At 42.5% G+C, this 13,586-nt stretch carries 9 protein-coding genes; 1 reads left to right on the top strand and 8 read right to left on the bottom strand.

All coding sequences use genetic code 11. The features are described 5' to 3' along the window. Nucleotides 1–621 precede the first annotated feature (621 nt). The 5 genes from HXT28_RS03700 to HXT28_RS03680 form a co-directional block, all read right to left on the bottom strand. The gene (locus tag HXT28_RS03700; RefSeq protein WP_016636812.1) at nt 622–1,020 is read right to left on the bottom strand and encodes a Fur family transcriptional regulator; all 399 of its coding nucleotides are present in this window, start codon (nt 1,018–1,020) and stop codon (nt 622–624) included. A gap of 138 nt (nt 1,021–1,158) precedes the next feature. Continuing rightward, nucleotides 1,159–2,331, bottom strand: a complete 1,173-nt coding sequence (gene purK / locus HXT28_RS03695) for a 5-(carboxyamino)imidazole ribonucleotide synthase (protein ID WP_064347643.1) — start codon at nt 2,329–2,331, stop codon at nt 1,159–1,161. Further along, nucleotides 2,315–2,779 carry a 5-(carboxyamino)imidazole ribonucleotide mutase gene (gene purE / locus HXT28_RS03690; RefSeq protein WP_422113700.1) on the bottom strand — a complete coding sequence of 155 codons (465 nt, stop codon included), beginning with the start codon at nt 2,777–2,779 and terminating at the stop codon, nt 2,315–2,317. Before purE ends, purK begins: the two co-directional genes overlap by 17 nt. A 134-nt stretch (nt 2,780–2,913) precedes the next feature. Continuing rightward, nucleotides 2,914–5,580, bottom strand: a complete 2,667-nt coding sequence (locus HXT28_RS03685; RefSeq protein ID WP_422113268.1) for a bifunctional lysylphosphatidylglycerol flippase/synthetase MprF — start codon at nt 5,578–5,580, stop codon at nt 2,914–2,916. A 1-nt stretch (nt 5,581) separates the two neighbouring features. Next, nucleotides 5,582–6,961: an alpha/beta hydrolase gene (locus tag HXT28_RS03680; RefSeq protein WP_064347640.1), complete on the bottom strand. Its 1,380-nt coding sequence runs from the start codon at nt 6,959–6,961 to the stop codon at nt 5,582–5,584. Between the two features lie 532 nt (nt 6,962–7,493). On the opposite strand from HXT28_RS03680, the gene HXT28_RS03675 reads away from it, so the two are divergent. Next, nucleotides 7,494–9,515, top strand: coding sequence for an LTA synthase family protein (locus tag HXT28_RS03675; protein ID WP_422113699.1), 2,022 nt, complete (start codon nt 7,494–7,496; stop codon nt 9,513–9,515). Nucleotides 9,516–9,637: 122 nt separating this feature from the next. On the opposite strand, the gene purD is transcribed toward HXT28_RS03675, so the two are convergent. The 3 genes from purD to purF all read right to left on the bottom strand — a co-directional run bounded on the left by purD (nt 9,638) and on the right by purF (nt 13,530). Next, the gene (gene purD / locus HXT28_RS03670) at nt 9,638–10,909 is read right to left on the bottom strand and encodes a phosphoribosylamine--glycine ligase (protein WP_422113267.1); all 1,272 of its coding nucleotides are present in this window, start codon (nt 10,907–10,909) and stop codon (nt 9,638–9,640) included. An 18-nt stretch (nt 10,910–10,927) separates the two neighbouring features. Then, nucleotides 10,928–11,962: a phosphoribosylformylglycinamidine cyclo-ligase gene (purM, locus tag HXT28_RS03665; RefSeq protein ID WP_064347636.1), complete on the bottom strand. Its 1,035-nt coding sequence runs from the start codon at nt 11,960–11,962 to the stop codon at nt 10,928–10,930. An 80-nt stretch (nt 11,963–12,042) separates the two neighbouring features. After that, the gene (gene purF, locus HXT28_RS03660) at nt 12,043–13,530 is read right to left on the bottom strand and encodes an amidophosphoribosyltransferase (protein WP_422113266.1); all 1,488 of its coding nucleotides are present in this window, start codon (nt 13,528–13,530) and stop codon (nt 12,043–12,045) included. Nucleotides 13,531–13,586: the final 56 nt, after the last annotated feature.

Here is a 13,586-nt window from a genome sequence, read left to right as displayed (position 1 = left end):
TAACGAATAAGCGGGGTTATACGTTCTTCGCGCAGTACGTAAACTGCGCTAGTAACAGCGTTTGACGATGTATTGTTATATTCAGCTAATACATACTTGGAATGCCGCTTAGCATAAGAAATAGCCCACATTCGATATGCTGTGAGTCTTACTGTCGTAAGGGTTATGAGCTGATTTTTTACACAGTTTTTGTCCGGGTAGTGGCGAATATGCAGCAGACAGATTCGATTACCGCAAAACGCTTGTATTGCAAGGCCTAAGACATGATTTCTTACACACTTTTGGCCTATAACCCGAATTTCGGGCTTTTTAAAAGTGCCGAGTGCTCAAGGTTGAAAGCACGGTGTGCTTTCAACGCAAGCGAGGTCTGCGCGCGTTTGTTTACTTGCACCCTACTTAAGTCCCCAAACTTGGGGTAGTGTGTGCGCTTTTCCTCTCCGAATTGCTTTCGCGCTACGCTTTAAGCGCTTCGGCAGGTCGTTGCGCGCGCTTGGAGGGTTTCACGGTTATGAACGCTCCAAATGTGAGATAAGTTGCGCGCGCTTGGAGGGTTTCACGGTTATGAACGCTCCAAACGTGAGATAACGCTCGCGCTATAAGCGCTCGCTACGAAACTCGCGTTCACTGCTTCCGGCAGTTTTCGCATAAACCGAATACTTCCAGCGTGTGGTCAACAACTGTGTAACCGTGCGCTTGCGCAATCTTATGAATCCATCCTTCGTCATCAGGTGGCTCAATATCAACAGTTTTTCCGCATCGTTCGCATACCAAATGGTGATGATGCGTATTTTCGTCACAAATACGGAATAATTGTTGTCCGTTAAAACGCACAGTGTCTACTTCGCCGCTTTGTGTAAGCGCATTTAATCTGCGATACACAGTGGCTAATCCTATTATTTCGCCATTTTTAGCTAGGATGCGGTGTAAATCTTGTGCAGAAACAAAATTACGAGATTCACGCAAATAGGCGAGTACAATCTCTTTTTGCTTCGTATGCCGACGTAAAGGTCCGTCAGTCATCTCGCATCCTTTCGTTATGTCTTTTACAGCAACTATTGCAAGACTTTTACAGTAACTATTGCAAGGTAGTAAGTCTCATCAAGTACCTTGCAATAGTTACATATACTTATTTATTACTTTTATTACTATATATTGTATTTAGTCGAGCTCATCATCCCAGCAGCCGGTAGAATCTAAGGCTGCCGCAGCTTCAACTGGATCGTCGCTGAGTACCGTAATATGACCCATCTTGCGGTTCTTGCGTACTTCCGCTTTTCCGTAATCGTGCACATGCCATTCTGGGTGCTCCAAAATGAGTGAGCGCACAGGAGCCACATGCTGTCCTAACACATTCACCATAACTGCTGGAGAAAGTAGCTTAGGCTTTTGCAAAGGCCATCCCACAATACCGCGAATATGCGCTTCAAACTGGTTCATATCACAAGCTTCAATGGTGTAATGCCCAGAATTGTGTGGTCGAGGTGCAAGTTCGTTTACTACTACGCGATTGTCTTTCGTAATAAAAAGCTCAATACCTAAAGTGCCTGCAAGTTCAAAGCCGCGAGCTAATCTCAAAGCTAGTTCGTGCGCGGCATGTTCAACTTGTGGATCAACTACAGCTGGTGCAAGCGTCATGTGCAAAATACTATTGTGATGCACATTCTTTACCAGAGGGTACGTTACAAAATCTTTACCGTTGCCAGAAACGAGAATAGACGCTTCAAAAGCAAAATCAACAAAACCTTCAAGAATTGAAGGTGGGAATTTGCCGCCGCGATCTGCACGATGATGAATATTTGCTACATCCTCTTCGGTACGCAGCACATCCTGACCGTGACCATCATAGCCGCCTCTGCGAGTTTTCAAAATAGCAGGCAAACCGATTTCGTCAATAGCAGTATCCAGATCGTCAAGATTATTTACTTCTCGCCATGGAGCTGTTTCGATTCCATGACTATTAATAAAGGTTTTTTCACTTACGCGATCTTGCGTAATTCTCAACAAGTCAGTTCCTTGAGGAATAGCAGTAAGATGACGAACTTTATCGAGTGCGTCTGCGCTCACGTTTTCAAACTCATACGTAAGTACATCGCAACGTTCTGCAAGTTCTCTTAAGCCCTCTGGATCGTCATAATTAGCTTCAACTTGTAAATCTGCCACTTGGAACACAGGGCAATCAAGCGTCGGGTCAAGAACACCAATTCTAAAGCCCATATGACGCGCTGCAATAGCCATCATGCGTCCCAGCTGACCGCCACCGATGATTCCAATAGTGGCACCTGGCATTAAACGTTCAACAGCGCCATTAGTAACTTCAGATAAGGTCGGCATTAGATTCCTCAACTTTCGCTTTAAGTTCTTCGCGATACGCTGCAAGCTCGTTAGCAAGACGCTCGTCGGTTGTGCTTAGAATACTTACGGCAAGTAAGCCTGCGTTAGTGGCTCCAGAGTTACCGACAGCAGTTGTTGCAACAGGAATACCTCCTGGCATTTGCACAATCGAAAGCAGTGAATCCCACCCTGAAAGAGCATGAGAACGCACTGGTACGCCAATAACAGGCAGCGTAGTTTGTGCAGCAATCATGCCAGGCAAGTGGGCAGCTCCACCAGCTCCAGCAATAATAATATGGAACCCTTCTTTGCGGGCATTATGCGCAAAGTCAGCCATAAGTTCTGGCGTGCGATGTGCGGAAATAACCCGTTTCATATAAGGAATTTGGAACTTATCGAGGATTTCACAAGCATGACGCATAGTCTCCCAATCACTTGAGGATCCCATGACGACAGCGACGGTTGGCTTTATTTCTGACACGATGAACCTCCCTGACGTGCACTTGTTACTTTACGCAACCGTAGGGAGAACTCGCCGAAGTTTGATACAAAACTTAACAAATTATTTGTTAAGTTTTAGTTTCATTTGTTCGTCTCACCACTTTTCGGTCGTAGCGATTTAGCCATTTCTAATATTTGCTTTGCACTAGCTTCTGGCAAGTACGCGTGAGTTACAGCTAGCGAGATTTGTGCTAATTTTGCCGAATCCATGTAGCAGATATACACTGAACTTGCTGTTGGTTGGAATTTTTTCTTGAAGAAGTACAATGATTTAAAACCGTAAGCAGGTTCCAAAATGTCTGACATCATGGAAAGTGCGTGAGTAATAACATTGGTTGATTGCGGTTCGCCGTCATGCAATGACTGTTCGTCAATACCAGCCAAAGGTGCTGCTGAAAGGCTCATAAATTCTACAGCTGATTCAGGGTGCTCTAAGCCCTCGTCGCGTAAGCGTTCTGCCATACGCGCAATAAGTAATTCCATAATGCCGTTAGGGCTATCAGTACGGTGACGCATAAAATCAAGCGTCCAACCAATAATCCGGTGATTGCGATACGTAGGCATCCAGCTTGTTACGCCTAGAACGCGACCTTGCTGGTTAATGGCATATAAAATTTTTACGCGTTCGTCTTGAAGCTCATCCAAGCCACCCAAAGTAAATTTCATTTCCGGAAGAGCTTTCAACTCAGCCCATTCTTCTGAAATTTCTACAATCTGCTGTTGAATATCCCATGGTGCTTCATTATAAGTAGTTAAGACGTCAACAATACCGTCTCGTTTTGCTTTGTTAATAGCAGTGCGAATATCTTGCCATTTTTTGCCGCGAGTCTGCCATTCGTGAGGATTTACTAGCATGTCAGTACCGACTTTAATAGCGGTAAAACCAAGATTTTCTAGTTCTTGACGTATATGATCGTGGACAGCATAAAATGCTGGAGTCCACGAATTTTTTTCACATACTTGAATAAATCTGCGAAGATCTTGCTTATATTCGTTTGTATTACCAAAAGGACCAGTAAGAGTGAGCGCAATACCGTAGTTTAGACGGTAGGCGATGGCAGATTGACCAGTTTGTGAGAACCAGTAATAATTATCTGGCCATGTGGTCATAAAGCTCATCGTATTGCCGCCAAGTTCTACTAAAGAGCTTGCTCGTTTTCTATCTTGTTCGCTTGTAGAAAGCTTACTGCGGAACCAAGTAAAGCACACCATAAACAGCACTGCCCAAAATATTACGCCAACAGACTGCGCTAATGCCGAAGATAATGGTGTTTCTGTGCGAAGCATGGCATTAGAACGATTACCAAAGCCGAGTGGCATCCAGCGCCCTGGTAGATCGCGTAGTAAATGGTAAATATCGGCAGACGGTTTAAAATCGTCGGGTATCATAAGGCTTAAAGTAATATACCCGGTACCGGTAATGTATAAAGCGATAATAATAGCAATTAAACCTAAGCGCACTTGCAGTCGATTTGTGCGAATAGAAAAATGTTTTACATTAATGATGAGTAGAATAGTGATAAGTAGTGGTGGAAGTACAGTAAGCATAAAAGCAACAGCAACCGCATTATGTTGATGCGATGAAACATGTTGACTCGTGGCAATTAACGGCAAAACAGCAAAATACATGCCAGCATACAATACTGTTAATGCGTTAATAACTATAGCTGTCCATGCTGCAAGTTTACGTCCGCGCAACAATCCCCAAGCGATAATCAGCATAGTGATCATCGGTAGCAGAATACGAATCCATAAACCGCCAATAGTTGCATGATGTAAACCAGAATGAAGTAAGCAGCTATTAGTGCTGTAATTTGTCATGCATCGGGTAAGCCATGGCTTAGAACCCATTTGAGGTGACATAAATAAGCCAAGTGTAGTAAGAATGCCAGCATGCGAGCGAGACGATAATGCTAATACTGGTCCTAATGCCACAATGCTTTGTGCTACAGCAAAAAGTCGATGAATTTCGTAATCAGTTCCTTCCCACCAATTTACTTTTTGCTGCACGTTCTTTGACTTGCACATAAGATTGCCAATAATATGACCAGTAAGTGCCGCAATAATAGTGCAATAGTCACCAGGATTACCACTGTAAAGCATCATTGCTGAAGTGATAGCGTAACCGATTACCAGCATGCGTCTATGCCATAAAATTGATTCATAAGCTGCAGATGCCATAAAAGCGCCGATAAACAGTGTGAATGGTGATAGTCTAATAGGGATTTTAGTAATCCAATGCATATTGCGAATAATGATAGAAAGATTACCGATAATCGTAAGACCAACTATTATGCCGATTGTTGTACTTACTATTGCGATGGTAATAATACGCAATTTACTAATACGTGTTTCAGCAACACCGATAAGCACAATAACTAATAAACAATTAACAAGCAGCGACGGCATACTGTTAACAAAAATAAGCGAATGACATATTTTGACTAGCAAATTTGTGACATTGCCATGTCCGAAGAAGAAACTTGGACCTTTTGCAGGATGGTGACGCATAAATAATTGTGCGAGAGTAGCATTCGTGCCGTAAGTATAAATATGCATCAACGTAATGGTTAACCAGTGGATGCAGTTAATAATAATAAAAACACAAGTTAACGTAATTGCGAAAACTCGTTGCTGCAGCCACATGATGAAATCTTTAGCTAAAATTTTCGTGTGATGATTCGACGATTTAGTAGCAATCTCAGCGTTGTTCTGCTTGCGATATTTTTGGAAAAAGAACAGTTTCATATTAGTGTCGATTCACGTGTTGGTTAACAAGAATTTGTACATTTGGATACGTATGTAAATTTGGTGCGCTATTGGCAATACCCGTTTTTTTACAGAATCGGTCGATAACGATACGCAATCCTGCTTGTACAGTATGCCAATCATGGCCTGATCCTTGAGCAAGCATAGTGAGAACGTTCATACCAGCTTTATGTGCGCTGATAGCAATAGTTGCTTGATTGGATTGAGATTTAGGATCCCAAGATCCGGCAATAGCGTAATAATCCTGCTTTAAAGGAGCGTTCTTGCGCATAACATTGCTGGGAACGTGCCGCTCATATGATGCAGTATTGCCGTAAAAGTATTGTTTAATAGTTTCTTGACGGTTAACATATGTTGGTTCTAGTTCGCCACCTGCTGAATATATTGCACTGAAAATGTGTGGGTATGCTGGAACTAATTGTGTAGCACACGTGCCGCCTTGTGAGAAGCCTCCCATAAGCCACATACTAGGATCTTTACTTACGGGTAAATGTTTGCGGATCCAACGTGGTACATCGCGCATTAAATAGGTTTCTGCTTTGCCATACACGTGAGTGTCTGAGCACAGTGAGTTGTGCGTTGCTGCGCCGTTTTGATCTGGCGCTACAACAATAGGTGCAAGACCGTAGTGTTTTTGCGCGTAGGTGTCTAATGTGCGCGCAATATCACTTGCAGCAAAAAAATGATTAGGACTACCAGGTTGACCGGCCATCATAACCATAACAGGTAATTTTGGTGGATGCTTGACTAATGCTGCTGGTGGTAAGTATACGTTTGCTGTGCGTGCATTAAAGTGAGATGCGGTATTGGGAATATATGCTGAACGTACAATGCCTTTTTGTGGTAATTTTGGTAATTTATGATGTTCTGCTAGGGTCCGCCATTCTCGAATACTGGCTGTAGCTGATTTTTCTTTCGTGATTTCTAGTTTTGGAAAATTACCCATGCCGAATATGGAGCCAAGCGTAGTGTACTCTCCATACACCATGTCAACGCGTAGTGCAGTGCTTGTTATTGTGAGAAGAATCGAAATGATTGCAATCAGTCTTTTCCATCCGCGTGAAAGCACTAACGCTGCTCCCGCAAAACCAATAAGACCAAAACCGCATGCAATAGAAAGAATAACAAGCCAACCGAGACTTACGCCAAACACAAGAAATACGTCGGAAATAAGCCAAGCAATGCCGCCACCAAGAATAAAAGCTATGCTTGCAACTCCAAGTTGTAAGAGTAAGTGCAGTAAGTGCTTGCCTTTTTTGGTTCGTATGACAATCAGTAATACTAGAGCAATGCCAGTTACGCTAAATAAGCTTGTTGGCAGCCAGCCTTGCAAAAGACTTACTTTTGCCAATTGCAGCATACTTGAGCCCTACACTTTCTCGTTGAGTACGTTTGAATTATGGTTATCGTTGTTGATATGCACAATGCGCTACCAAACTTGTTAATATAACGTATGTATCTGAAATTTTTCTCAATATTAGCTTTTATTTTTATTATTGATTGTTTTCTACTTGTTACAGACTGTCTTTAATACGATGATTACATATTTCTAATAATACGTAGTTGAAGCGCATATTGTAATCCATCGTAAGTATGAATATTTGCAGTGTTGCTTATAAAAATAAACTATGACGAGGCTCATAATTACAATAAGAAGCTATATATGTGGTCTTTATATGTTCGTTGATGTGGAACGATTGGAATAGATTATGAATACAATTGCAGAGGAATCTTTGAAAAGTAAAGCAAAAGAAGGTGAAGAAGAAAGAGGAAAAGAAGGAAAAGAAGAGAAAAAAGAAGTAGTTCAAGAAAATCGTCAAAAGAACAGTAAACAACAAAAACAAGAATGCAACGAAGAACACAAAAGTAAGTTGTTACATTTCTTTACTCGGATGCGAACCGTATGCAACGAACATCAAGTAGCAATTCCACGTTGGCTATATATAGTATTTTTCGTTCTTAACGATATTGCGATTGTTACTATTCTTCAACTTGGTGTGCAAGCTGGTGCGAAAAAGCAAGCTTTTCTTGCTTTATACGAAAATCTTGTTCGTATGGTAAGCAATATGTGGACAGTATTGAGTTTTGTATTTCTACTGAATGTGCTTATTGTTGCTGTTCTCTACGGCTTGTTGCTGATTGTTATAAACCGTTTTTGGATTACATCGCTCATAATGCTAGTTGTTGCTACACTGGTTGCCACTGTAGAGTACATGAAAATATTTGTGCGCAATGAGGCGATTCTTCCTGCAGATTTGAATTTCCTACAGAGTGATACTGGCAATATTTCCACATTCTTGCCGCCTAATGCGCCTCGTGTTATTGCTTTTGCGATTCTATCGATAATTTTCTTTATTGCCGTGTTTATGGTGATTCATGTGATCGATAAAAATCGTGGGATGGTTGTGTGGTTTGAGCGCAAAGATTTGCGCTATGGTATGCGTGGTGGCGTTTTTGTAGTGATGGCAAGCCTGTTCGCATTTTATATTGCTTCAGCTGGAACAGTTGGTTCTGTAGCTAACTCTTTTAATAAGATTATGGGCGATACTCCAGCAATGTGGGATTCTTCATACGATGCTCAGATTAATGGCCCACTAGTAGCTTTTATGCGACAAGTAAATCCAAAAGTGATGACGAAGCCGGCTAATTATAGCGAAAGTACGATGAAAGAAGTGGTTGCTCGTTATGAGAAGCAGGCGCAAATTATTAACGCTTCGCGCAACAATAAGATTAATGATCGTACGCTTATTGTGATTCTTTCTGAATCATTTGCGAATCCTGCTCGCGTTCCAGGACTTGCTTTTAATAAGACTGTGACTCCATTTATAAACGGTGTGAAGAAAAACACGGATAGTGGTCTTATGCTTTCCTCTGGCTATGGTGGCGGAACTGCAAATCTTGAATATATGACGATGACTGGTTTGAGCATGGTTAATTTTGATCCTTCTCTTACGAGTCCGTATCAGCAGTTAGTTCCAAAACTTTCGTGGACGCCTACTATCAATAAGTATTGGAATGATGGTAATAATTCTCTTGCTTTCCATCCGTTTGAACCGTCTATGTATTTGCGTGCTAAGAATTATAAGAAGTTTGGTTTTACTAAGTTCTATACGCTTCGACGTCCTGAAGTTATTAAATACAAGCATCGTATTGATTTGAATCCTTATGTTTCTGACGAGTCCGCATACAATAGCGTTTTGGATTCGATTGCTCGCAAGAAGTCGCCAGAATTTATTCAATTGGTTACGATGCAAAACCATATGCCGTATAACAATTGGTATGAAAATAATGAGTTTCAGGTATCGTCTACTGATGATGATGCGCCGTTAGGTGAAGAAGAATCATCTATTATTCAAACATACGCTAAGGGAGCAAACTATACGGATAAAGCCACTGAGAAGTTTTTGAAGAAGCTGGATCAGTTGCATAAGCCAGTAACGGTTTTGTTCTATGGTGATCATCTTCCTGGAGCGTATTCTACTGCAAGTGCGAATAAGAATAATTCTCTTATATTGCATTTAACTGATTACTTTATTTGGTCAAATAAAGCTGCTCGTGCAACGAGTGTGACGAAAAAGCATACTGCTAAAACTGATGTGTACTCTTCGCCAAACTTCTTTATTGCTCAAGTTGCTCGTCATATGAATGCGCGAGTTTCTCCTTATGTTGCTTTCCTTACAAAGTTGCATAAGCATGTGAGTGCAATGGAACCGCCGGTTGTTAATACGATTCAAGGATGGGATAGGATTCCTGAAGGTCAGTCAATTTATTTGGATCGTAACGGCAGACCAATGGCATACCGTGATATGGATAAAGAAACGAAGCAGCTGCTTAACGACTATAAACTTATACAATATGACATTACAGCGGGGAAGAGCTATACGCGCAATACTAACTTCTTCACTATGCCGTAATTGCATCAAGTTGTGTAGCTTATAAATAAATCTCACTATGGGATCCAGTGGAATATTGGGTCCCATAGTGAGATTTGGGGTTATTTCTCAAATTTGGGAATCGCTGTCGTGAGCAATTACTGTTACTGTAACGCTTTTGAAGCAATATCGTGGCGGTAGAACATGTGTGGAAGATTAATGCTGTCTAATATGGTATAAACAGTGTTTTGCGCATCTGTTACATTTTTCCCGTGCACTTGCACAAGAGCTACACGACCGGAAGAAGTGATGAGATTATGAGTTTCTTCTGCGCTTTTTACTCCTGCATAATACACATGCTGTCCTTGCGTTTCGTCAGCAGGAATGTGGGGAAGTGGTGTGCCAGTAACCAAGTTTCCAGGGTATCCTTCACTAGCAATAATGACACCGAGTGTCACACCCTCTTTTTGCCAAGTAAAAACTGGTGTCTTATGGTGCAAAATATTCCAGATAGCGGCACCAAAATCTGATGTTAATCGTGGGAGCACAACTTCTGTTTCTGGATCCCCAAATCGAGCGTTAAACTCAATAACTTTTGGACCATCTTTCGTATCGATTAAGCCAGCGTACAGTACGCCAGTAAAAGGTGTGCCTTCTTGAGCTAGTCCTTCAACAGTTGGACGCACAATTTCATCTATAGCGCGCTGAACTGTTTCGTCGTTAATTTGTGGCACAGGGCTATAAGCTCCCATTCCGCCAGTATTTGGCCCTTTATCTCCGTCGTAGGCGCGCTTGTGATCTTGCGAAATTGGCATAACCCAAAAGTCGGTTCCGCTTACGAAACTCATTAGCGAAAACTCTTGACCTTGCAAGAATTCTTCAATCACAACTTTTGCTCCAGCGGCGCCAAAACGGTGATCGACGAAAATATCTTCCAAGGCTTCGAGAGCAGTGTTCTCGTCCATAGCAACAGTAACGCCTTTGCCGGCAGCCAAGCCGTCCGCCTTAATTACAATTGGAGCACCATGCTCAAGTACATAGGTGCGCGCAGGCTCTAAAGCGTCAAAAGTTTGGTATGCTGCCGTTGGAACATTGTGGCGAGCCATAAGCTTTTTGGCAAAATCTTTAGAACCTTCGATTTGAGCCGCATGCTTGTTTGGGCCAAAGGTTGGAATACCATGAGCTTCAAAGTCATCAACAATACCGTTCATCAGTGGCACTTCTGGACCAATAAACGCAAAATCGTAGTTGTTATCTTTAATGAACGTAATAAGAGCTTCGTGATTCGACTGGCTAATGTTTGCAGTTTGAATGCCGTCTGCTGCAATACCAGGATTTCCAGGAGCAACAGTTACTTCTTCAACGCTTTCGCCTTTAAGAAGTGCATGTGCAATAGCGTGTTCGCGCGCGCCGGAACCAACTACTAAAACTTTCATTTTTTGTCCTTTATAGTTTTATTGCAATTCGACTGCAACGTTTTCGCGTTTAGTCATCTTGCCAATAATATAAGCGGTTTCGTTATGCTCGTTTAGTATTCGCATTGCGTCGTCTGCTTTGCTTTCATCAACTGCCAAAACCATGCCAATGCCCATATTAAAAACGTTGAACATTTCAGCGTGAGCAACTTTGCCTGCTTGTTCAATAACGTCAAAAATAGGCGGAACATTCCAGCTATGAGTGTCGATGTTTGCAGCCAAATCGTCTGCGTACATGCGCGGAATATTTTCAATAAATCCGCCGCCTGTAATATGAGCAACTCCCTTAATAAGATGCTCAGCAAACAGTGGCTTCAAAGCCTTTACATAAATGCGCGTAGGCTCAAGCAATACTTCGCCAAGCGTTTTGCCATCAAGCTCATCCAGCTTCGTATCAACGCTAAAACCTGCTTCTTCAAACAAAGCTTTACGAACCAGCGAGAAACCGTTCGAATGGACTCCGGAAGAAGGTAGACCAATCAGCACGTCGCCGGAAGTAATAGTAGAACCGTCAACAATATTGGAGCGCTCTGCAACACCAACCGCAAAGCCAGCAAGATCGTACTCGTCTTCAGCATACATTCCAGGCATTTCAGCAGTCTCTCCGCCAATTAAGCCAGCTTCAGCTTGCACGCAGCCGTCTGCAACGCCTGCAACAACCTGCTCAAGAAGTGCAGGATTATTTTTGCCGCAAGCAATGTAATCGAGGAAGAATAATGGTTCTGCGCCCTGTGCTGCAATATCATTGACACACATCGCAACGCAATCAATGCCAATCGTATCGTGCTTATGCATCATGTTGGCAACCATAAGCTTGGTTCCAACGCCGTCTGTTCCAGAAATAAGCACAGGTTCTTTGTAGCCGAGGGATGCCAAGTCAAACAATCCGCCGAATCCGCCGATGCCACCCATAACGCCTGGGCGCTTCGTGCGATTCACATGCGATTTGATGCGACGTACTACTTCGTATCCTGCTTCTACGCTTACGCCAGCTTCTTCATATGCGTGTGGCATGTTGGTTCCTTTCGTCATATTAATATACGTATTTTCTTAAGTTTTATTAATCAATTGCAATAAATAAGTAAATTATTAAGCTAAATAAGATTTTCGTGTGCATATTTACTATGCTTGCTAATTTCTTGCAAATGCTTGCGCTCTTCAGGAGCAAGGGAAGCTAAAAATTCTTCACGATAATCATCTAAAGCAGTAGGGTAGTCGCCGTTAAAATACGCTACACACAAACCATCGTAAGGCGCAGGCTTGTGCAATCCAATCGACTCAACTAACCCGTCCAGCGACAAAAATGCTAACGAATCAGCGTCAATGTAATCGCGAATTTCTTCAACTGAATGTTTTGCAGCAATAAGCTCCTTCGTAGTCTGAATATCAATACCATAGAAGCAAGGATATTTCAGTGGAGGTGAAGAAATACGCATATGCACTTCTTTAGCGCCAGCTTCTCGCAAAAGTTGCACAATTCTCTTAGAAGTTGTGCCGCGCACGATTGAATCATCAAGAACAATAACACGCTTTCCTTGAACAACACTACGCACAGCAGAAAGCTTCATGCGCACTCCCTGCTCGCGTAATTCTTGCGTAGGCTGAATAAACGTGCGAGCTACATACTGATTTTTGATTAACCCCATTTCATTAGGAAGTCCACTTGCTTCTGCATATCCTGCGGCGGCAGAAAGCGAAGAATTAGGCACTCCAATAACCATGTCTGCTTCAACAGGAGACTCTTGAGCTAAACGAGAACCCATGCGCTTTCTAGCAGCGTGCACATTAATGCCGTAAATATTAGAATCTGGACGAGCAAAATAAATAAACTCCATTGAGCACACAGCGTGCTGCACATGATCCGTATAACGTTCAATGGTGTAGCCATTATCGTTAATAACAATAATTTCGCCAGGTTCAATATCTCGAATAAATTCGGCGCGAACAATATCAAGCGCACATGTTTCTGAAGCGAGCACATATGCGCCGTTATTCATTCTGCCAAGCGAAAGAGGGCGGAAACCATTCGGATCCGTAGCACCAATTAAAGCATCCTGTGTAAGTAGCAAGTAAGCAAATCCGCCATGAACAGTAAGTAACGCTTCTTTAAGACATTCCATAAAAGTTGGCTTATGAGAGCGTCTGATTAAGTGCATGAGTATTTCAGTGTCGGAATTTGAGTGGAAAATGGCACCGTTATTTTCCAAAGAATTGCGCAAACTAGTGCAATTCGTCAAATTTCCGTTATGTGCAAGAGCAACGTCACCATCGTGGAATCGGAACAAGAAAGGCTGAATATTATCAACGCTTCCCGAACCTGCGGTAGCATAACGCACGTGACCAATCGCACGGTTTCCCGTAAGACGATCCATAACCTGCTCATTACTAAATACTTGCGTAAGCAAGCCTAACCCACGGTAGCCGTGGAGAGCACCATTATCGTTAGATACGATTCCGGCACCTTCTTGCCCACGATGCTGCAGCGCATGCAATCCAAAATATGTGAGTCGAGCAGCGTCCGAATGACCCCAAACGCCAAATACACCGCACTCTTCATGAATGTTTTCAAGCTCTGCAGACATCTTTACTCCCCTGCCAATCGATAACTGTGTTTGCTGAATTATTAATCATGCTGCAT

Source organism: Gardnerella washingtoni (assembly GCF_049262705.1).
In the GTDB taxonomy this organism is placed as follows: Bacteria; Actinomycetota; Actinomycetes; order Actinomycetales; family Bifidobacteriaceae; genus Bifidobacterium; species Bifidobacterium vaginale_D.
This window is presented reverse-complemented; position numbering and strand designations above follow the sequence as displayed.

What these genes read in the sequence shown, in the direction of transcription:
- HXT28_RS03700 (WP_016636812.1), bottom strand. Translation starts at nt 1,020, where the DNA reads ATGACTGACGGACCTTTACGTCGGCATACGAAGCAAAAAGAGATTGTA.
- purK (WP_064347643.1), bottom strand. Translation starts at nt 2,331, where the DNA reads ATGCCGACCTTATCTGAAGTTACTAATGGCGCTGTTGAACGTTTAATG.
- purE (WP_422113700.1), bottom strand. Translation starts at nt 2,779, where the DNA reads ATGGGATCCTCAAGTGATTGGGAGACTATGCGTCATGCTTGTGAAATC.
- HXT28_RS03685 (WP_422113268.1), bottom strand. Translation starts at nt 5,580, where the DNA reads ATGAAACTGTTCTTTTTCCAAAAATATCGCAAGCAGAACAACGCTGAG.
- HXT28_RS03680 (WP_064347640.1), bottom strand. Translation starts at nt 6,961, where the DNA reads ATGCTGCAATTGGCAAAAGTAAGTCTTTTGCAAGGCTGGCTGCCAACA.
- HXT28_RS03675 (WP_422113699.1), top strand. Translation starts at nt 7,494, where the DNA reads ATGCGAACCGTATGCAACGAACATCAAGTAGCAATTCCACGTTGGCTA.
- purD (WP_422113267.1), bottom strand. Translation starts at nt 10,909, where the DNA reads ATGAAAGTTTTAGTAGTTGGTTCCGGCGCGCGCGAACACGCTATTGCA.
- purM (WP_064347636.1), bottom strand. Translation starts at nt 11,962, where the DNA reads ATGCCACACGCATATGAAGAAGCTGGCGTAAGCGTAGAAGCAGGATAC.
- purF (WP_422113266.1), bottom strand. Translation starts at nt 13,530, where the DNA reads ATGTCTGCAGAGCTTGAAAACATTCATGAAGAGTGCGGTGTATTTGGC.